This window comes from Parasphingorhabdus sp. (assembly GCF_039982415.1).
Taxonomy (GTDB): domain Bacteria; phylum Pseudomonadota; class Alphaproteobacteria; order Sphingomonadales; family Sphingomonadaceae; genus Parasphingorhabdus.
This window is the reverse complement of record NZ_JBDWYL010000006.1, coordinates 619,190-640,699: the sequence shown is the minus strand read 5'-3', so window position 1 is coordinate 640,699 and position 21,510 is coordinate 619,190. Positions and strand designations below refer to the sequence as shown.

The following is a 21,510-nucleotide window of genomic DNA, read 5'->3' as shown; positions in this document are numbered from 1 at the left end:
TCGATGTAAAAAATTCTAAAATTCGGGGCTGTCAGTCGCCAGCACTACGCGCTTAGTCAGTTGCAACGTAAACCGATGAGCGATATAGGCTTGGCGTTCATTACAGTTTTAAAAACGGTCATCAAACTGGCTTGAGCATTGAATGAATAACTTCGAATGAACCAATCCCCAGACTTAGGAAATTCTAAATTGAAAGTGACTGCAATGAAGCAGAAAAATGCAACTTTGATTGCAAGGCTTCAGTCCGGCGAAGCAATTATCGGTATTGTAGGAATGGGCTATGTTGGCCAGCCACTGGCCCTGCGATATTCAGAGGTCGGCTTTAACGTTCTGGGCTTCGACATTGATGCTGAGAAAGTCCAGCAATTGAACGCAGGTCACTCATCGATAGAGCATATTGATGATGCGGAACTCACAAAAGCGGTTGCCAATGGCTTATCCGTAACAGACGATTTTTCTCGCGCCGCAGAAGTGGATGCAATAATATTATGTGTTCCAACACCTTTAAACAAATATCGCGAACCTGACCTCAGTTTTGTCATTGATTCTGTAGACAGAATTGTGCCTTTCTTGCGCTCCAACCAAATAATTTCCTTGGAGAGCACGACATACCCGGGAACAACAGAAGAAGAAATAATACCACGCATCATATCTGGAGGGCTGCAAGTCGGCGAAGATATTTTTGCCGTTTATTCTCCAGAGCGTGAAGATCCTGGCAATGCTGACTTCACCACCAAGACTATTCCCAAAGTGATCGGTGGTCACACACCTGCATGCCTCGAAGCTGGGCACGCCTTGTATAAACCTGCCATTGAACATATTGTTTCCGTAAGCTCTACCAAAGCCGCTGAGATGACAAAACTGCTCGAGAACATCCATCGCGCTGTTAACATTGGCTTAGTCAACGAAATGAAAATCGTCGCTGATCAAATGGGTATTGATATTTTTGAAGTGATAGATGCCGCCGCAACAAAACCTTTTGGTTTTACACCTTATTATCCTGGCCCAGGCTTAGGCGGACATTGTATCCCTATCGACCCGTTCTATCTGACTTGGAAGGCGCGAGAATATGGCTTGCATACTCGTTTCATAGAATTGTCGGGTGAAATAAACCAAAACATGCCCGCTTACGTCTATGGCAAATTATCCGGCGCATTGAATGAGCGGGGGAAGTCGGTCAACGGCTCCCATATCCTGGTTCTCGGAATCGCATATAAGAAGAATGTTGATGATATGCGAGAATCTCCGTCTGTTCAGATTATGGAATTGATAAAGAGCAGTGGGGGGAAATTGGCCTATTCTGATCCTCATGTTCCAACTTTTCCGAAAATGCGGGAACATAAATTTGAGTTATCATCCACTTCGCTAACCCCTGAATCTCTCCGCCAGTTTGATGCTGTGGTGCTAGCAACTGACCATGCTGCATTTGACTATGAAATGATCCATGAAAACGCAGCCCTGATAATCGATAGCCGTGGAATATACCGGGATGGCGGAGATCATATTGTCAAAGCATAAAAGGATACGCAGATGAAAAGATTCGGCCTCACTGGAGCGGCTGGCTATATTGCGCCCCGCCATATGAAGGCGATTATGGAAACCGGCAACGAATTGGTCGCCGCGTTTGATCCCAATGACTCTGTTGGCATAATGGACAGCCATTTCCCTAATGCTCATTATTTTACAGAGTTTGAGTTGTTCGATGCGCATGTTGATCAACTGCGCCGCCGGCAGAAAGCGATTGACTATATTTCCATCGCATCCCCCAACTATTTACATGAATCGCACATGATGTTTGCGCTTCGCTCTGGCGCGGATGCAATTTGCGAAAAACCTATAGTTTTGTGGCCAGATCAACTCGATCGCGTGATCGAAAACGAACGGGATTCGGGACAGAAAGTAAACACTATCCTGCAGTTGAGGCTTCATCCTGCGATCGTGAAAATCCGAGAACAGGTTCAACAAAACCTGAAAGAAAACAAATATGATGTGGACCTGACCTATATTACCTCGCGGGGAAATTGGTATTTGAAAAGCTGGAAAGCGGAAATCGCAAAATCCGGCGGCATAGCAACCAATATTGGTGTACATTTTTTTGATATGTTGCATTTTATTTTTGGCGACCTTCAGGAAAGTGTAGTTCACTTGGCCAAAGATACAAAATCGGCAGGCTATCTAGAATATGAGCATGCTAGGGTGAGATGGTACTTGTCCCTTGATGTAGAAGACGTCCCATCCGCGGTAAGGGAGACCGGGCAACGCACCTATCGATCGATTACGGTTGATGGTTCAGAAATCGAATTTTCCGGTGGATTTACAGACTTGCACAATATCAGCTATGCGCAGATTTTAGATGGCAACGGGTTTGACTTGGAAACAAACCGCACGGCAATCGAGACGGTTTCTGAGATTAGGGTTGCGCAACCTCAAAATCTGACGGGATCTTATCACCCTTTTGCCAAGAACCAATAAGGCGCAAAAATATGTTTACAGGCAATACGCTTCCTCTTAGCCAGTTTTCAAATCAAGATGGCCTCACGGTTATCCGGGATTGCAATTTTAGCTATGTCGGCAAAATACCAACGCTGCTGGAAAAACGTATCGTTCCTTGCTCAGAAGCGCACCATATCCACTCGGCAATCACAACAGCCGGCATCTGTGGGATCATAACGACTGCTGAATTGGAAGAGCAGGTTCCTGAATCAATGGGGCTCGCTATTTCAGACAACCCCATTCAAGCTTCTTTGACGCTTCACGAAACCATTGCTGGAATACCCGATTTTCAATGGGCAAGTTTCGATACAGAAATACATCCGTCTGCATTTGTTCATCCTTCGGCGGTAATTGCAGACAAAAACGTCCAAATTGGAGCCAATAGCGAAGTTGGACCCAACTCATGTATACAAGAGCGCAGTCTTATTGGCGCTGATTGTAATGTCGGAGAGAATATTGTCGTTGGCCTGGATGCACTAGAGATTTTTGACGGCACCAATCCGCGGCGAATATTGAAACAGTCCGGCGGAGTTAAAATGGAACGAGGGGTCACTCTCCTGTCCAAATGTACAGTCGTTCGAGCAACCTTTGGGGGTTTCACCACTCTAGGTGAAGGCACCATTGCGGACGTTTTAATACACATCGCACACGACTGCCAAATTGGCAAACGAGTGACATTGGTTGCATGTTGTGAAATATCTGGCCGATGCGAACTAGATGATGATGCGTATATCGGTCCCAATGCTTGCATAAGAAATGGCGTAAAAATCGGTGCTGGGGCTCAAGTGTCGATGGGAGCGGTGGTAACCCGAGATGTCGCCCCACAAGCCATTGTTTCTGGCAATTTTGCCGTGGACCATGCCAAATGGCTAAACTTCGTTAAAGGCCTGTAATGATTCCATTTATCGATCTTGCTTCCCAACAAGAAAGGCTTCGAGACGAACTCAATTTGAGAATTCAACAGGTTTTGGACCATGGCAAATATATCCTCGGTCCAGAAGTCACCGAGCTTGAGCAGAAGCTTGCGGAATATACCGGTGCAAAATATTGTATTTCTTGTGCCAATGGAACGGATGCGTTGCAAATTGCCTTAATGGCTCTTGGCATAGGCCCAGGCGATGAAGTTATTACGCCCGGTTTCAGCTATATTGCGACCGCAGAAGTCAGTGCGTTACTCGGTGCCAAAATCGTATATGTTGATATAGATCCGATTTCCTACAATCTGGAACCCAATGCTCTAAAAAATGCCATTACCCCTAAAACCAAAGCGATTATTCCGGTTTCTCTATATGGTCAATGTGCAGATTTTGATGCGATTAATAGCATCGCGCGGCAGTTTCAAATTCCCGTAATAGAAGATGCCGCGCAAAGCTTTGGTGCCACATATAAAGAAACAAAATCGTGCAATCTCTCTACGATTGCTTGCACGAGTTTCTTCCCGACCAAACCCTTAGGCTGCTATGGTGATGGTGGTGCAATTTTTACATCCGATGAAGAATTGGCAACAAATGTTCGCCAGATTGCTCGTCATGGCCAAAGCAAAAGATACCATCATCTCAGGGTGGGAGTGAATAGTCGTTTGGACACCTTGCAGGCAGCGATATTATTATCCAAGCTGACGATATTGGATGATGAAATTTCAGCCCGGCAGCTTGCCGCCAACGCCTATAATACAGCCTGGGGGAAAACCAATATCGCCATCCCGCAAATCGCACAACACAACCAATCGTCATGGGCGCAATATACGGTGCGTGTTCAGAATAGAGACTTAGTGCAGAAGAGATTGAGTGCTGCAGGTATTCCATCGACTGTGCATTATCCTCTGCCACTCAACAAGCAACCAGCTGTGGCTCAGCCTAATGTCAAACTTCCCAATGGTGATCTTGCTGCCAACGAAGTGCTGAGCTTACCCATTCATCCTTATATGAAATATGAAGTACAAGAACTCATAATCGATGCATTCCTTGAGGCATTGCGCGATTAATGCGAGATCTAATCGCTCGTATTTTACCCAAAAGTGCTTTTGTAAAGAATATCGGCATTCTCACAGGCGGCACCATATTTGCCCAAAGTCTAGCGGTTTTGTCGCTCCCGATTCTAACCAGGCTTTTCTCTCCAGAGGATTTTAGCCTTCTGGCTGTATATACAGCCATTATAGGTCTGTTTTCCGTTATCTCCTGTATGCGTTTAAACATTGCCATTCCATTGCCTGAAGATGATTCCAACGCGATTAACTTGGTAGCGCTCAGCCTTTTTTCCGCCACGACAATAAGCGTATTAATCGCAGTCGTAATTTTGCTTTTCCCATCCGAAATTGTGGGATTGATTCAACAGCCGGCCATGCGACCATTACTGTGGATGATTCCCGTAGGGGTTTTCGTCGCGTCCATTTACAATGCCCTTCAATATTGGACATCTCGAAGAAAGCAGTTTGGCTTGATTACCCAGACTCGCGTAACCCGAGCCCTCGGGGGCTCGGGGACTCAGATCGGTTTTGGATTATTCTCATCAGGTCCTTTTGGCCTTTTATTTGGCCATATGATTTATGGCGGCATGGGTATTGTAGGCTTGGTGAGATCACTGCTGAAAAATGACAAGAAGTTATTGACCGCAATAGACCGGCCATCGCTCGTCGCAAATCTTCGCGTCTATAAACGGTTTCCTCTTTTGTCGGTTCCGGAATCCTTGTTTAACAGCGGAGGCATCCAGTTGCCGATCATCATTATCGCAGCATGGGCTGTTGGCCCCGAAGCGGGTTTTGTGATGATTGCAATTCGGGTAATGGGATTGCCCATGGGCCTGGTCGGGACTTCCGTTGCTCAAGTATATCTAGCAGAGGCGCCTGAACATTTGCGCAAAGGCACTCTCGTATCACTAACACGAGAAACGATTTGGATGCTTTTCAAGTCGGGTACCCCGATTCTGTTATTGGTTGGATTTATTTCACCATTTATCTTCCCTTATGTTTTCGGCGCCGATTGGCAGCGCGCCGGAATCATCGTCGCTTGGATGACCCCTTGGTTTTTGCTTCAATTTGTTTCTTCACCGATCTCCGTCATTTTATATATGGTGGACAAATATGAACTTGCCATGCTGCTACAGCTTAGCGGACTGGTCTTGCGCGTTGGCAGTGTTTTGATTGCCATTTTATATCACCCGAAGTGGCTGACCGAAGCATTTACGGTATCCAGTGCCGTATTTTACCTCATCTTCATCATATTGGTGACCCGCATATTGCAATCGTTGGAACGTTCCGCCAAAGACACTGAAACCAACGCATTGGATAGCCAAAACATATCGTGAAAATCATTCGCCGATTATTCTATCCTGGAATTTTGATGTACTAGATTTTGATTCAGCCTATATCGCGAGACACCAGCAAGGGGCGCGGCACCGGCACCCAATATATAGAAGTCAATATGTATAATGAATAAATTGGACATAAAACCCGGAGCATACTTCGCCATATATATTGCCTTATTTGCAATCTTGTGTCGGTTATACTTGATAGATATTGTACCAACTTGGGGTTACTATGGCTTCGTAGGTGCAGTGGACTTGTGGAAAGTTCTGCTGTCAATTTGTTTTTTTATTTTTTGGGCAATTGCATTTCGGCCAAAACCGATCGTCTCTGATATGGTCATCTTGTTTGGCACTTTTCTCTATATCCTGCCTTCATTTGTCATGTACTCAGTGGGTGGCGGCACCAACTTTGCGCAGATGCTGGTGGTCGGATCCATTTCTCTTGTTTTAATTATATCCCGTGCGCGAGTGACGCGACCGAAAATGGATCCGATTTCTCAACCCACGATGTTCGGAATCATTTTGGTTTTCACAATTGTCAGTATGGGGGCGCAGGTGGCCTATGGGGGGCTAAAAACTTTTAACTTAAACTTGTTGGAGGTTTACAATTTCCGAGCGGAGGCCGCCTCAAATATCCCGTCAATTTTTGGATATATAATTTCGCCAACCGGGAAAATACTACTCCCGATGGGATTTGTTTTAAGCGCCTATTTCAAAAATCGTACCATGGCGATTGTCTTTGCCGTGCTGACAATTACCTATTTTGGTCTTTCCCAACATAAAAGCATCTTGTTCGGCCCGATAGCTGTTTATTTCATATATTTGGCGACCCTGAAATTTGGAAAAATAAACTCGATAATATTCTTTTTCCTGGCTGTTTCATTCGTTTTGGTCGCAAATCATCTCTACTATTTCTCTTCCTCAGCTAACGGGGGATTAAGTTTCATCAATTCGATTGTATTGCGTAGAACCTTTTTTATTCCGCCGTTGCTCGACTCGTTATATTTGGAATTTTTTGCCAACACATCCAAATATTATTGGTCTTCTTCGAGTATAACATTCGGGCTCATTGAAAACCCCTATCATGTCAACGCGCCCAAACTCATCGGTCAAGAATATTTTCAAAACCCTGACGTTTCTGCGAATGCTGGAATTGTCGCTAGCGGATACTCCAATGCCGGTATCGTTGGTGTTTTAATCTATTCTGCAGTTTTTGGATTGATTTTATCGATGCTGAATAGTCATGGCCGTCATATTGGCCATGAATTTGTATTTTCAGTGTCTTTGACGGTTTGTGTTTCGATTATGACATCAACCGATATTGTTACCTCAATTCTCACCCATGGTATGATGTTGCTCTTGATATTACTCATGTTCTTTCCTGTTGAGGAAAATCACGAAAAAGGTGCGGCGCAATGCCCAGTATAATCCATTTTACCACCGTCCATTCTCGGACGGACACCCGTATTCGCGTCAAACAAGTATCCACCTTAGCTGCTGCATTTGGTCAAAATGTCGAACTTTTTGTCCAAGATGGTTGTGGAGATGAGATAGACGCGACGTCTGGTTTCCGGATTCATGACACAGGGTTGCGTCCACAACGTCGAATATCGCGCATGACCAAAGGGGCATGGCGAATGTTCCAGGAAATCCGAAAAGCACGGCCGCAAATCGCTCATTTTCATGACCCCGAACTTATACCTGTCGGGATATTATTGAGACTGACAGGTGTCAAAATTATTTATGATGTACATGAAGACCTGCCTCGGCAAATTCTTGCAAAATCCTATCTCTCCAACTCGGTCCGGAAGATTTTGAGTCTAGCCGCCTCCTCCTTAGAATGGCTGGCAGCAATAAGCATGAATCATATCGTTCTTGCTGGAGCAACATTGTCCCATAGATTTCCATCCAAGAAATCAACCTGTATATATAACTATCCCATGGTGGATGAACTTACAGTCAATGCATTGGAGCGGGAAGACTCTAATTCTAAACAATTTTTTTATGTCGGAGGACTCGCAAAAACTCGCGGTGTTGTGGAAATGGTCCAAGCAATAGACCATGTTACCGATCATGAAGCGAGTTTGAGCTTAGCGGGGCCGTTTCAACCCAAAGAATTAAAAGACGAAGTGACCCGTGAGCCCGGCTGGAAGAGAACTGCGCATGTGGATTGGATCGGGCGGAAGGATTTGGCCGTTGCTCTAGCCAATTCCGCTGCTGGCCTTGTTACATTGCAGCCTACCGATAGCTATCTGCAATCCTATCCGACAAAATTATTTGAATATATGATGGGAGGCTTACCGATAATTGCATCTGACTTTCCATTTTGGCGCACTATTCTAGACGATATTGATTGCGCAATCTTCGTCGATCCCCTGAAACCTCAAGAAATAGCACGTGCTATGCATTGGATATTGGACAATCCGGACAAAGCCAGAAAAATGGGAGAAGTTGGGAAAAATGCTGTCAAAGAACGGTTTAGTTGGGACATTGAAGCGCGGCGACTTGTCGAATTATATGAAGATTTGTTGGCCGCTTAAAACTCGTTTGAATGGCAGAAACAGATATCCAGCAAACTAGTCTAGGGTTTTGACAATTTCATTGCTGCCAGGGGGGGGGGCAGGAAGCAAAGGTCCTTTGCGGAGGCTAACCTCGAGCAAATTCTTGTCCTCTGTTAATTGACTCAATTTCTTGGAAAGATTGGTAAGCGCAGTTTCCTTGTCGATAATGGCAACAACAGTTTGTACGATTAAGAATATATCCAGAAAAATGGAGCTTTTTTCTACATAGATAATCGCAAGCCGGCTTTTATAGGGTCGGATAATCTGATTGTATAAAAGGTCCGGATCTTCGGCCCCTTCCAATATATCTCCCTCGTCCGAAAAAACGATTGAAGCCATGTCCGTTATACCAGGTTTCATCAACAGAATACGCTTTTCTTGATTGGTATACCGGTTCGTATCGGCATCTACATTGGGTCGAGGGCCGACCAAACTCATATCACCAAGCAGCACATTCCAAAGCTGCATAAGTTCATCCAATTTAAACCTACGGATAAAATGTCCTACCGCGGTTATCCGCTTATCATCAGCCGCTGTTGAATCCACACCAGTTTTGTCTGCATTAATGACCATTGATCGCAACTTGACCATCTGAAACGGCTGGCCGTCTTTACCGATCCTTTTGGCGATATAAAATGGCGAATGCATATCTTGGAGGAACACAAGGAGCATCATCAAAAGCAACAGCGGAGACAGAACCAACAAACCGATCAAAGCGGTAACAAAATCGAATATACGTTTCATAATATTGAGAGCTTCCAATCAATGCCGTCAGGTCAGCGCGTTGCGAATACCGGATACTGTAATGCCATATTCATTCCGGAGATAGTTTTGATCCCCAACAATATTGGGGCCGCTATCGGAAATGGCGAGTTGGACCACGTTCACATGTTGCAACGCTGCTTTTAATTTTTGGCCCACGCTATTTGGTACGACATGCTCCTCAACGACAACTATATGGTCATAGCTCCGGAGCTCTTCTAACAATCGTGGATCAGAAATGTGGTCGTGCCGCGTTAAGCTGTATACAGCTGGTTGATTATCCGCAGCCCCATCAGCAATCGCTGACATCGCGACATCCAATAAACTGCCAATTGCAACGATAGCTTGCCGTTCGCCAACTGCATGACAATGCAGACCCAAATTTTCGGCAATGGCGAATGAGTCCGGAAAATTCAGTTCCGCCTTTTCCAAACGAATATAGCTAGGTCCGTTGTGGGCGGCACAAGCGCGAGTAGCATCGACGACTTGTGTGCTGGTTGACGGGTGATGAATCTCAATGGTCGAAAATGTTGAGAGAATTCCGTAATCTTCGATGGCAAAATGGGTGAAGCCCAATTGACCATAAGTGAAACCTCCACCGGAACACACAACCGTCACATTTGTATTGTGATAAATTGCCCCATTTCGAAACTGCTCTAACCCTCGCATGAAACTAAAATTTGCGATTGAGTAGCAAAACACCTTTTTGCCCATTAGTGACAATCCGGCAGCCAAACCGAGCATATTTTGCTCCGCGACTCCGACATTGATAAACCGGTCCGGAAAATCCACCGCAATTTGGTCAAAAATGCCGAAGCCTAAATCTCCGGTCAAAAGTATCACATCTTTGTCTTGAGCCAACAATTCGTGCATTGTTTCTACGAAACTATCTCTCATGAGTTTGCAAGCTCCTGTAATGCCGCTTCGCGCTCCGCATCATCTGGCGATCGATAGTGCCACAAGACCACATTTTCCATAAATGACACGCCCTTTCCTTTAACAGTATCACAGATTAAAACCATCGGCCGATCATTCTCTTGATCAGGTTGCATAGCTTCAATCAGCGCTTCATGATCATGGCCGTCCACGCGTCTAACATTCCACCCAAAAGCACGCCATTTGTCTTCAAACGGTTCCAAAGCCATCGTTTGCTCTGTTGAGTGGATCGATTGTAATTTGTTATAGTCAATAACCGCCATCAGGTTACGAAGTCTAAAGTGCGCAGCAAACATTGCCGCCTCCCAAACCGAACCTTCATCGCATTCACCGTCGCTCATAACCGTCACAATGCGGCGGTTATGTCCATCAAGCTTAGAAGCCATTGCCATTCCCGTTGCGATAGCCAAACCTTGCCCCAAGGATCCAGTCGAAGCTTCTACCCCAGCTATGCCTTTATGCGACACATGGCCGGACATAATTGAACCATTAATATAGTGCTTTTCAAGCATTGCGGGCTCAATAAACCCCGTCCCCGCCAAACTTGCATAGACAGCAGCCCCGGCATGTCCTTTGGAAAGCAAAAAGCGATCACGATCAGGCATATCCGGGTTCTGCGGATCAACGTTTAATATCTCGCCATAAAGGACCGCCATAATATCCGCGATGGAAAGACAAGAGCCGACGTGTGAGCTATTACCAAAAGACGTCATTTTAACCACGGACTGGCGGACAAATTTAGCAAGCGAATAAGTGTTGTTATGCTGCATATTATCTGCTCGCGTAGAATGATTTTATCGCTTCGGAAACTTCTTTAATGTCATCATCCGTCAAAGCAAGATGGAAGGGTACCAACAATAGGTTTTTGAAATTTTCATCCGCATAGGGCGCATGGCGCAGCTCAGTGTCACATATTTCTGAAATTCTCTGTCCGCCCCATTGTATGATGGATCCAATGCCTTGGTCACTCAAATGTTGTTTCAATCCATCCCGCTCAAGCGCATTAATTTCGTAATTTTGGAAAATGCAATATTCATCTGCAGATTCTTGCGCAGGCGGCTTAGGCAGCTTGAGTTGGTCAACATCTTTTAAATGGCCATGATAAAGGTCCGCCATCTCTCTCCGACGATCCATGATCTCAGGATAGTCCTTGAGGACAATCGACAAAAAGGCAGCTTGCATATTGTCCATTCTGGTATTGCGCCCCCACATCACCGTTTTACCGGATTCAGGATCTCTGCCATGATCTCTTGCTGACAAAGCCCATTCGGCCAATTCAGAGTTATTAGTGACAATCGCTCCGGCATCACCCAAACAACCGACTACTTTAGCAGGATAAAAACTAATGCAACCGCCAACACCAAATGAACCTGCCGACTGTCCTTTATATTTGGCCGACAGAGCTTGAGCCGAGTCTTCAACAAGAAACAGATTATGTTTCTCACAAATTGATTGAATTGGCTCCATGTCAGCAATCCGTCCGTTAAGTTGAGTGGGCATGACACCAACCGTGTTGGGGCCAACTGATTTTTCGAGGGACTTTGGGCACATGGTCAAGGACGCATCGAAATCCACAGCTACTGGGGTCAGCCCATTTTCAACAGCCGCAGAAGCAGTGGCCGACATTGTGTGATCGGATACCAGGACTTCACCATTTGGTTTGTTCAAAAAACGAATAATCAGTTCTAATGCATCCGTGGCGTTTGCAACACCAACCGCATGACTCACGCCGGCAGTTTCCGCCAATTCTGCTTCGAAATCCTTGAGATCGGATTGCATGATGAATGCACCTCGACTACCGACATTCTCAAACGCATCCAAAAATTCTTTTTGATAACTCGTGAATACCGCAGGATAATTAAAAAATGGGATATTGGGCATGTCTTGAACAATCCTTGTTAAAATGTATCTAATTTTTGGGTTTTACAAACATAGACGTGAATTTTGGCTCCTTCATGAAGCTCTATGGTACCCCGAAAATCACCACCATGTTTCTTATAAAATTTAGCAGCCTCAGTGAGCTGCTCACCGGTTGTGACTTTAAACTCCGCTATATTTGCATCATGCAAAATATCCGAGAACTTATTCAACAACGCTGTACCGATGCCTTTCCCCTGCGCTTGATCGGAAATTACTATATCCATCAGCTCAGATCGCGGCAAATCTCTCAGCTCATTTTTCGATGGATAGAAAAGTGTCTCGAAGATCTTTTTCAAACGGCTAAAATTGAAAATTTTGGGCAGTAAAATCCATCCTGCCTTAATGCCCTTTTTAAGCACAAAGTTTTTGTAAAACTGTCCTGTATCTAATGTACCCAACAAAAACCCAATCACTGTGTCGTTGCGTTTGCAAACAATGAAGCTACCGAATTTTGACTGTGCACCATGCAGGAAAATCAACTGCATAATGCCGGGACCTAACGAACTTAGAAATCCTTGATTCAGGCCAGAAACGTGCAGCTCTGCGCAGGCAGTCAAAAGATCCTTCTGAACCGGATCGACAATCAGCTTATTTTTCGTTCCCATGGTCGTTCAATTCGGTACCTGAAGATCAAAATAACCTGATAGAGCCGCGTCATCTCCATCGTGGCACAATATATTCTCATTCAGATGGGCGGGGATGTTTTCTTCGTAGTCAGCAGCCTTGGCTTTGTTTGGAAGATAGCCGCTTTCATCAAACAATTTTTTGAAATGTCCATGCCGCAACCGATTTTGATAATGGTTATCGTGATTATGTCGCTGCCATTGTTCAGCTGAATATTGCAGAAAGTTCATTCCGCCAATTTTCTTGTCCGTATGCGCATAGTGATCGGAATAGTCGATCTTGGCCGATATCCTGCCGCCTGGCTTTAGGATGCGGAACAATTCCGCGAGTATAGCCCGGATATCAGGTTCAGATATATGCTCTAAGGTATTGGTCGAAATGCAAATGTCAAAACGGTCGGATTCAAACTTAGTATTCCTCATATCTACAGGGGCTCTGTAGTCGATGCCATAAAAATTTTTGAGATCTTCCAGTGAATTAACTGGGCGGCCATCAATATCAACATCAAGGGCGATCAAAGCAGCAATGGCGTCATTGACTTGGTCAATGTCGACCATTCGAAACAAATCAACCAAGGTTTGCTCAATTGACAATTTGCTGAGATAGATATTCTGAATGAGAGATTTGCCTGCGCCAAATTCAATCAGCCTTTTCGAACCTGAGTTAATCAGATTTTCTTCATGGAACAGCCAGTTTGGGCTTATCGCAGTGGCCCGCACCTTGGAACGGCCGGTTACATACCTTTGAACAGCGTACAGAGTTCCTGATGGCAAGTGCCCAAGCACGGAATATAGAAAGCTCTTCAGTTTCCAGTCAATTTGCATTTTGAACATCCATTTTATCATTCGCTTGCTGCAAACCCGCATTGCCATTCAGCAGGCCTGAAATCGCTTGCACATATTTTTCCGAGACCCGGTTATTGGTCGGTAAAGAAATTATCTCTGCACATCTTTGCTCGGCATTCGGACAGGCCCCGGGAGAGTAATGTACTTTTTCCCAATCCACGCGCTCTAATGGGTGGATTGGCGAGACATACCATTCCGCTAATTCCAAATTGGCTTTTTGGGCGACAGAGAGAAATTTGGTTTTTCCTGAAACCCGAAGCGGATAACGCGCATATACTGGGTTGGTACCCGCAAGTGGTACAGGATGCCTAACATTCCCATTGATTATATTTTCGCGATATGCGTCACATATCCGCCGAGAATTATCTGCAACGCCAGCGATAGCTTGGATTTTTTTCTGCAAAAGTTTTTGAGAAGAGTTTGCCATCTTCCGTGAGAAATCTGCGGAGAAATGATCAGTTTCGATCGGATCATAATTGCCTTTCGCCAAACCAAGTTTTGAAAGAAAGCGAAACAAATTTCTCAACTGCCAAAAAAATTGAGGCCGGTATAATATTTCAAAGACTCTGTATTGTAGTGACAATCGCAAGTCTTGGAGAAATGAACCGCTTGCGTAGTCAGTTCGAATTTCTCCAATTTTTTCAGCGAGCTTTGGGTTTTTACTGTACGCGCTGCCACCGACACCACACACAATCGGCTTTCCCCATTCATAGGAGTAGAAAGCCGCTTCACCAATTGTACCGACCATCTGGTCTTCAAATGTTGAGAGAAAACTATGGCAGCAATCTTCTATGACGGGGACATCATATTTTTTCGCAATATCAGATATAGCCTTCATATCGGCCACACAGCCAAATGTGTGCTGCACGATTATTGCCCGTGTTTTTGACGTTATTTTTGCCGCCAATTCTTCAGGATCAATATTAAAGCCCTCGGCTTCAATATCGACGTATACCGGAATGGCTCCGATCGCCATAATCGCTTCTGGCACTGCAACACATGTAAATGCTTGCGTGACCACTTCATCACCGCGGCCTACATCCATTGCCTTTAGAATCGCGGCCAAAGCCACCCGACCCCGCGCAAATGTGAGTTGCTCAATTTGTTCCTGCGCATCTAAGAACGGACCCATTTTGCATCCTTTCGAACCGGTCGGAGCAATCCACTCAAACTTCCTAGAGCATAGGGAATATGGGTGAGCAGAAAAATAACCGGCATTATAAAAAAATAGGCAAAATTTCTCTCTGCTTTGACAACTCTCCAACTAAACACAAAGGCGCCAATCAAATAAAATACCGTTATAAGTCCGAGAAGCAACCAGCCTATTGAAGAGAAAAACCCAATGGCGGTGCTAGCCACCAAACTTCCCAAAAAAGCCAACGGAACAAGATTGCGAACAGAATAAATTTGATCCCCTGTTAAGCGGCTAATGTAAAAAGGGGTCGCGCCGCCATCATATATCCAACGGACATAGGCGGAAAGCTCGGACCGCGCATAATAGTCGCAAATAATGTCGGTACACAGCAAAATCTTACCGCCATTGGCTCGAATTCGATGATTAAATTCGCGGTCCTGTCCACGCAGCAATTGCAAGTTAAATCCCCCAATCCGAGAAAACAGGTCTTTGGGAAAGCCTCCGCCAAAGACAGTGTCCACTTCTCGGACGATTGTTTCGGCTCCGTCTTCAGCTGGCAAAGTACGATAGACGGCGTTTCCAGCCGCAAAAGGGTTGGAAACTGCATAGGCTAGCCCTTTGGCAAGCTTGCTGTTTCCGCTAGGAAGTGTCCTGCGAATACCGCCCACATTATCAGCATCATTATTCTGAATATGGTATACTGTACGGCTAACATAAGCGCGATCATAAATTGCATGCGCATCTACACGGATCAATATGTCTCCCAGCGCATGTTCTATACCCAAATTCAATGCCGCCGGTTTGTTCCGCGCTTCATTGTCAATCAGTCTAATGGTTGGAAATTCTTCGCTAAGTTGCTTCACAATGGTTCGCGTACCATCATTGCTCATTCCATCGATCACGAGAAACTCAGTACTAAAATCCTCGGTGTCGCTAGCCAAGAGTGACCGCAGACAACCCTCAATATACCGTTCCTCGTTGTAGGTTGGAATAACGACACTAACTTTCATAAACTAAACTCGAGTCCAAATATTGCAGGATGGTTGATAACGTTCACGATCGCCGATTGCGATCCATCAAAAAAGGCAATAATCATCCCGGATTTCCTATTCTGTAATGCAAGTTTTAATCTCAAAAAACCATATTCTAGGAATTGCGACTTATTCCACTCGGTGAAAAAGGATCAACTTACATCGGTATCAATTTCACAGATTTTACAGTTGCGTCAAAGCCATCGCTATTTTCTGAGGCCCGGCCGGTAACATCGAGCCAGTAAAAGTCACAGGATGAATTGCTATTGTCTATTTCTCGCTGCACGGACTTCTCTTTCAGACTGATCCTAATCCGCCGAGGTTTGTTGGCTATGTCTTCAGCGCAAGAAAAATTAAGAAACAGATTTGCGCTTGCCACCGGATCATCGTTGAGTAGAACTTCCGCCCGCACGGTTTGTTTGGGAATTTCGACCAGCTGACGCGCAAAAATACCGCCCGAATTTCGAATGGCATTCAGATTCAAATCCCCATCATCTATTGTTGCGCCATATTCGCCTGTGGAAAATAACTGCCAATCAATCGGTTGGTATTGCGATACTTGTTCGAAAGAACTATTTTTTACAATCCCCAATTCGGCATTTTTAGACAGCTTCCGATAAAATTTCTGGGATTCGCCAAATTGCTTATTCTTGATTAATGCTACAATCAGTTCGGCATCATATCCGGCCTCTTTATGGTCCGTAAGATCTAGCATCTTCCCACGCAAGGAAACTGCGTTCTGCAACGAACCAGGCTTTTGAACGACTTGTTTCCAAAAAAGCTCTCGCCAAGGTGGATTGGTCAACAGAAGATCAGCAAAAGGATCAATCGCGTTTTCATTTTCTAGAGCATCAGCCATAATGGGCGTTAGAACCATATGTGTAGAAGCATTGGTTCGGATTGTTGTGTCATAGTGCTTCAAAAGTGCCGCAACATCTTCTCGTGCACCACTGTCGGTAATCATCCAGCCATTTATAAGCTGTTCTCGACGCGACAATTTATATGCTTCTTTCATCAAAGCCCGCTCTTGGCTTATCGGCTTGCCCATGGCCAAAAGAGCAATTGCACCCGGTGTGACAGGCTCTGATTTATATGCCTTCTGGGCAAGGCCTAAAATATCGCCGCCTAACCTATCTGGAAACTGCCCCTGCCGTTCAATAATCAGCGCACGCACCTGATTCATAGCCGTTTTTTCTAGAGCGTAGCCGTTTACCGGAGGCAATTGCATCGCGATTTGCGGGGCACGACTTTTGGATATTGCTCCCATCGTCACAGCACCGGAAAGCAAAGACAAAATAAGGGCAAAAAACCAAATGGTTATTTTGAGGATCATCGATAACCTGCTCTAGACCAGTTCTCCGGTCAAGCTTCCGCTTTGTTTCCGTAGCTATATTGATACGCGTATCCATAGCCATAGCCAGAACTTTCCGAAGGCACTTTGGTTACGAAGCCGCCAAAAATATGGGCGTGCGAGCTTCGAACCCGTTGGATCGCAGACTGAATGCCCCGCAGTTTAACACCGCCGGCTTCAATTGTGTAAATGACGCCTTCGACGGAATCGGCCAATAATGGGATATCGGCCAATCCCAAAACAGGCGGGGCATCAATGATTACAGTATCATAGGAATCAGCTAGTTTCTCGATCAAATCTCGCATTCTGCTGCTGCTGAGTAGCTCTGCAGCATTGGGAGGAATCGGGCCTGCCGAAATCGTGTCAAAACCAAAGCTCGACGTGCGTTCGATGACCTTGTCGAGATCATCCTCACCAGCAAGATAGTTGCTCAAGCCACATATATTGGCATTGCCTAGCATTTTGTGGAGAGATGGGTTTCTCATATCTCCATCAATCAGCAATATGCGTTTTTTTGTGCTTGCCAGCACGGCCGCCAATGCAAAGGCGGATGTACTTTTGCCCTCATTTGGCCGGGTACTGGTAAGGAGGAAGGAGCGAGGAACTCCATGATCCGTTAGAAAGGTTAAGCTCGTTCGTATAGAGAGGTACGCCTCCCAGATGATAGATTTTTTATCTTGAAGGCTTTCAAGAATATCTTCTTTTTCAAGATCTGGAATCGACCCCAATGATGCGATGCCCAATTTTGACTTTAGATCTGCAGGGTCTTTTATTGTTTGATCAATTTGCTCCATAACAAACGTATATACGGCTGCCAAGCCGAGGCCCGCCAATAGTGCGAGCGCAACATTTGCAAATAGCTTAGGACTTGATGGCCGTTCAGATGGTTGCGCACGGTCAACCACTGAAATATTATTGCTGCCAACGCCCGCTACACCAATTTCTTTATATCGTTGCAGCAAGCCATCATAAAGTTGGCGGTTAGTATCGACTTCGCGTTGGAATATGTTGAATTGAATAGAATCTCGCCGCTCTCCGCTAAACTGCCCCTTCAATCTGTTAACTTCGGCGCGCAGCTGTTTTTCTCTTCCCAGAGCCTCGCGATATCGCGCAGAGGTTCCCTTTCTGGACCGCACATTTTCGGCGACAATGCTTTTGTCTAAAGCCGCAATTTGAGAGGCCAGCGCTTTGGCAGCGGGGTATTCTGGTTCAAACTGAACCAATATTTTGGCATATTCGGCTTGGACCTTTGCTCGCTCTTCGCGCAGGTTGTTGAGCGCGCTATTCGTCAGAGCATTTTGATCTCCAGCTCTTTGACCAGCTTCATTTTCAGCTGCAATCCGGTCCGCTACGGCCTGCGCTAGGGCCGCATTTAACGCCTCCAAGTTGGCCGATGCTAGTGTTCTCTGGGACACAGTTTTCCCTTCGGCAGTCTGGGCAGAGGACAGCGTTATAATCTCTTTATTATCAGCATAGGCGGAAAGATTGCGTTCTGAATCCTCGAGTTTTTGTTTGAGATCAGCAAGTTGCTCTTCCAGAAATTTTCTGGCGTCAGCGGTTGAGTTGAAACGACGGTCCAAATTTGATTGAATAAATTGTTCGACCCATGCGTTTGCAATGCGAGCGGACAACGTGGGGCTGGGGCTTTGGAAACTAACGTCCACCAAGCTTGAACCCCTGATAGGTGATATTTGAATATTATCCTGCAAAAGTTCGATAGCCAATTTGAGCCGCTGGTTCCGCTCAGCAGCTGTTTGCGATTCCGCTGAACCGACCAACAGGCCGGAATCATTAGGGTCAATGTTAAAGGTCTGGAAAAATCCATCCCCTCCAGTTAGATTCTGCGCTCTCACGACGCGCTCCGCTATGGAACGTGACTCAAGCAGAGAATATTGAGTCTGGTAAAATTCAAGATTTTGGCTGCCGCCATCGGACCCTGCTACACCTTCAACATTCGTTACATTATCTTGCTCGCGATCAATTTCGACCGTGGATGTTGATGTAAAAAATGGTGTGGTCAGCAAAGTTATGATTACGCCCAGAGCCACACACAAAGCCAAAATTATGGCAATCGGGATTTTATGTCGCAACACGGCCTGCCAATATTGCAATATAATCGGCATTTCGTGGGCGGTATCATCATAAGGATCGGGATCGATTCTTTTAATCGAAGGACTCGAATTGTTCATAGGATTTGTACTTGTTTCGCTCATTAATTTCTAAACAATATGATCAGAGGTGTCGTGATCAAAGGCGATGCCTGTATCAAATCACGGAATAGTCGACGGGCTTGCGAATCACCAACAACTATGACGTCATTGGCAAATACTTCAGGATCAGAATAATTCCCGCGTCGGATCGCTTTCAAATTATACAATCCGGCAAGCTGCTCGCCATTTACACTCCGAAAAATCACTACATCATTGAGCTTCGCAAATTCAGCAGTGCCACCCGCGGTAGCTACAGCGCGCATCAAGGTCATTCTTCCAATTACGGGGTAAAGGCCCGGTCTATCGACTTGACCATCGACGGTAATCACCTGACTGACGGTCTCTTCCAAGTTTACCGTAACCTGGGGATTACGCACATATCGTCCTTGCAGGCGTTTCTCTATAGCATCGGCGAGCTCTCCTGGTGTCAATCCGGAAGCTTCAACAACGCCTATTAATGGAAAAGACAAGCGGCCGCTGGCGTCAATTTGCACTTCTTTGTTGAGATCTTCAATTCCGAAGACATCGATACGAAGTTTATCAAACGGTCCAATAAGATAGGGGCGATTTGAACTGAGTAAATCAACCCGCGTCGGTTCGGGTAATCCTTTGTCCGACACAACCGTAACATCAGAGCTCCCTGTCAACACAGTTTGCCCGCATGCAGACAACAAAATCAGTGAGGCGAGGATAGGTAACCATTTCATCATATTAAAGACATCCGAATAAACTGGCATTCGCTTAGACTATCACGTTGACAACGTAAACCGCCCATGAGCCGCTAAAAAAGAACTTGCCCGGCGCTATCCAACCCGTTTTCTGTCTGAATGCTGAACAGAGTTAACGGCATCGCCAAAGAGACAAGCCAAAACGGCAAATACCATGATGAGCGATGGAACGCGCAATGGATAATCTCCAATGCTGCTTGTCAAGAAACAAGTGATTATTGCGATGGCAGTCAAAGCTACATATTTAGTATCACGCGATTTAGACCAATTTTTTACAAGGCTGATCAGCCGCTTAACGAACCAAATCATGGCCAAGCCAGCAATGAGTATCGCCGGCAAACCGCCTTCAATAGGAAATTGTAGCCAATCGTTATGGGCTTGATTCAAGTAAGTCGCACGCAACAGTTCTTGAGGCTCATAAATTCGGTAAACATGTTCAAATGAACCAAAGCCACTTCCCCATGGAAAATAATCATTCAACATCTGAAACAAGGTAGGGAGAAGTTGGGTTCTCAACTCCCCAAGATCATTGCCATCAAACAAGCGATCAAGCGCCAGCGATCGCGACAAATACACTGCAAAAAAGATGACCGTTGCCAAGGCCACTAAACTTCCAGTCACGATGGTTTGCCGCATCGACAAACGAGGCAATTTTTTGTTTTTCCTTTTTTTTGCCGGGGCATATTCAGTATTTGCATAGCGGCCAAAATAGATGAGCGCCAATGCTACGAAAATTGCTGGGACCATTAATATCAACCCGGCCCTTGAACCGGTTATAAAAATCAACGGTACCAAGACAATAATACCCGCAATCGCGGCATAAAATTTCAATAGCGCCAAGCGTAGAGATGGAATTTGAGACGCGGCATACCAACCCAATGTTATGATAGTAGCAGCGAGAAATACCGACTGATGATTTCGGTTGGCAAAGAGCCCTACACCGACACCATAGTTGGTAATATTATAAAAATAGAGTGGGCCTCTTGTCGGCCCAGCAATTTGAAGAGCTGCAAGGAGCGCACTCAAGGCGGCAAAAAATGTGAATATAATGAGAGTCTTTTTCTGATCAGCCTTGTGCAAATTTAGATATAGCATCATTGCCGTCAACGGGACAGTTAAAGAGAACAAACTGTTCAGGGTGCGCGAAGGCGACAATGACAATGGTCGCCACGGCGAATCAATTCCTGCCAATATGCCAATATCCGAGAAAATCTTCCGGCCAGAAAGCCCTTCCCAAATTGAAGGCGGCAATGGTATCAATTGAGCAATCATCAACAGCAGCAATAAACCCCCAATATACAAGGGGAATTGTCGGCCTTTCCAATGTTCAGATGTGCGGTAAACCAATGCGTATGCACCAAAGAGCAGCGTAAATGGGCGCAACACGATCAAAGATTGAACGTCATCACGAGCACTACCGCCGGTTAAAAAAACAAGACCGACAAAGGCTATAAACACATAAAAATGACTAATGGGTTCTCGTAGTAACGGTAAAAACTGCGGAAGTTTGCGCTTTGATTTTTTGGACTTTGGGGACATAGTTCGGGATTCCAAAATTGCAATTAATCATTCGGGTGAGCCCATATATTGTTAACGATTTTGCGCAAACAG

General features: G+C 45.4%; 19 protein-coding genes. 7 read left to right on the top strand and 12 right to left on the bottom strand.

Features of this window, described 5'->3' with window-relative positions; genetic code table 11:
- The first annotated feature begins 204 nt into the window (after window positions 1-204).
- From ABJU74_RS08775 to ABJU74_RS08745, 7 genes are all read left to right on the top strand, one after another.
- Window positions 205-1,518 (top strand): nucleotide sugar dehydrogenase, encoded by a 1,314-nt coding sequence (locus ABJU74_RS08775; protein WP_348383424.1) that lies wholly within the window; start codon window positions 205-207, stop codon window positions 1,516-1,518.
- Window positions 1,519-1,530: 12 nt separating this feature from the next.
- Window positions 1,531-2,472 (top strand): Gfo/Idh/MocA family oxidoreductase, encoded by a 942-nt coding sequence (locus tag ABJU74_RS08770; protein ID WP_348383426.1) that lies wholly within the window; start codon window positions 1,531-1,533, stop codon window positions 2,470-2,472.
- Window positions 2,473-2,483: 11 nt separating this feature from the next.
- A complete protein-coding gene (locus ABJU74_RS08765; RefSeq protein WP_348383428.1) occupies window positions 2,484-3,386 on the top strand; it encodes a hypothetical protein in 903 nt (300 codons plus the stop codon).
- Window positions 3,386-4,477 (top strand): DegT/DnrJ/EryC1/StrS family aminotransferase, encoded by a 1,092-nt coding sequence (locus ABJU74_RS08760; RefSeq protein ID WP_348383430.1) that lies wholly within the window; start codon window positions 3,386-3,388, stop codon window positions 4,475-4,477. The genes ABJU74_RS08765 and ABJU74_RS08760 overlap by 1 nt, the downstream gene beginning before the upstream one ends.
- Window positions 4,477-5,796, top strand: coding sequence for an oligosaccharide flippase family protein (locus ABJU74_RS08755; RefSeq protein WP_348383432.1), 1,320 nt, complete (start codon window positions 4,477-4,479; stop codon window positions 5,794-5,796). Before ABJU74_RS08760 ends, ABJU74_RS08755 begins: the two co-directional genes overlap by 1 nt.
- 123 nt (window positions 5,797-5,919) lie before the next feature.
- The gene (locus ABJU74_RS08750) at window positions 5,920-7,224 is read left to right on the top strand and encodes a hypothetical protein (protein WP_348383434.1); all 1,305 of its coding nucleotides are present in this window, start codon (window positions 5,920-5,922) and stop codon (window positions 7,222-7,224) included.
- Complete coding sequence (locus ABJU74_RS08745) at window positions 7,212-8,336, top strand: glycosyltransferase (RefSeq protein ID WP_348383436.1); 1,125 nt, start codon at window positions 7,212-7,214, stop codon at window positions 8,334-8,336. The genes ABJU74_RS08750 and ABJU74_RS08745 overlap by 13 nt, the downstream gene beginning before the upstream one ends.
- Before the next feature lie 36 nt (window positions 8,337-8,372).
- On the opposite strand, the gene ABJU74_RS08740 is transcribed toward ABJU74_RS08745, so the two are convergent.
- From ABJU74_RS08740 to ABJU74_RS08685, 12 genes are all read right to left on the bottom strand, one after another.
- Entirely contained in the window at window positions 8,373-9,101 is a 729-nt protein-coding gene (locus ABJU74_RS08740) for a sugar transferase (RefSeq protein ID WP_348383438.1), read from the bottom strand.
- A gap of 27 nt (window positions 9,102-9,128) precedes the next feature.
- Window positions 9,129-10,016, bottom strand: coding sequence for a hypothetical protein (locus ABJU74_RS08735; RefSeq protein ID WP_348383440.1), 888 nt, complete (start codon window positions 10,014-10,016; stop codon window positions 9,129-9,131).
- Window positions 10,013-10,825, bottom strand: coding sequence for a transketolase (locus tag ABJU74_RS08730; protein ID WP_348383442.1), 813 nt, complete (start codon window positions 10,823-10,825; stop codon window positions 10,013-10,015). The genes ABJU74_RS08735 and ABJU74_RS08730 overlap by 4 nt, the downstream gene beginning before the upstream one ends.
- Before the next feature lies 1 nt (window position 10,826).
- Window positions 10,827-11,936 carry a DegT/DnrJ/EryC1/StrS family aminotransferase gene (locus ABJU74_RS08725; protein WP_348383443.1) on the bottom strand — a complete coding sequence of 370 codons (1,110 nt, stop codon included), beginning with the start codon at window positions 11,934-11,936 and terminating at the stop codon, window positions 10,827-10,829.
- A gap of 17 nt (window positions 11,937-11,953) precedes the next feature.
- The gene (locus ABJU74_RS08720) at window positions 11,954-12,580 is read right to left on the bottom strand and encodes a GNAT family N-acetyltransferase (RefSeq protein WP_348383444.1); all 627 of its coding nucleotides are present in this window, start codon (window positions 12,578-12,580) and stop codon (window positions 11,954-11,956) included.
- A 6-nt stretch (window positions 12,581-12,586) separates the two neighbouring features.
- The gene (locus ABJU74_RS08715) at window positions 12,587-13,423 is read right to left on the bottom strand and encodes a class I SAM-dependent methyltransferase (RefSeq protein ID WP_348422672.1); all 837 of its coding nucleotides are present in this window, start codon (window positions 13,421-13,423) and stop codon (window positions 12,587-12,589) included.
- Entirely contained in the window at window positions 13,413-14,576 is a 1,164-nt protein-coding gene (locus ABJU74_RS08710) for a DegT/DnrJ/EryC1/StrS family aminotransferase (protein ID WP_348384009.1), read from the bottom strand. Before ABJU74_RS08710 ends, ABJU74_RS08715 begins: the two co-directional genes overlap by 11 nt.
- Complete coding sequence (locus tag ABJU74_RS08705; RefSeq protein ID WP_348383446.1) at window positions 14,561-15,589, bottom strand: glycosyltransferase family 2 protein; 1,029 nt, start codon at window positions 15,587-15,589, stop codon at window positions 14,561-14,563. Before ABJU74_RS08705 ends, ABJU74_RS08710 begins: the two co-directional genes overlap by 16 nt.
- Window positions 15,590-15,767: 178 nt before the next feature.
- Window positions 15,768-16,943: a hypothetical protein gene (locus ABJU74_RS08700; RefSeq protein ID WP_348383447.1), complete on the bottom strand. Its 1,176-nt coding sequence runs from the start codon at window positions 16,941-16,943 to the stop codon at window positions 15,768-15,770.
- Between the two features lie 29 nt (window positions 16,944-16,972).
- Window positions 16,973-19,150: a polysaccharide biosynthesis tyrosine autokinase gene (locus ABJU74_RS08695; protein ID WP_348383448.1), complete on the bottom strand. Its 2,178-nt coding sequence runs from the start codon at window positions 19,148-19,150 to the stop codon at window positions 16,973-16,975.
- A gap of 23 nt (window positions 19,151-19,173) precedes the next feature.
- On the bottom strand, window positions 19,174-19,821 hold the full coding sequence (locus ABJU74_RS08690) for a polysaccharide biosynthesis/export family protein (RefSeq protein WP_348383449.1): 648 nt from the start codon (window positions 19,819-19,821) through the stop codon (window positions 19,174-19,176).
- A 153-nt stretch (window positions 19,822-19,974) separates the two neighbouring features.
- Window positions 19,975-21,438 (bottom strand): O-antigen ligase family protein, encoded by a 1,464-nt coding sequence (locus ABJU74_RS08685; RefSeq protein WP_348383450.1) that lies wholly within the window; start codon window positions 21,436-21,438, stop codon window positions 19,975-19,977.
- Between the last annotated feature and the right edge of the window lie 72 nt (window positions 21,439-21,510).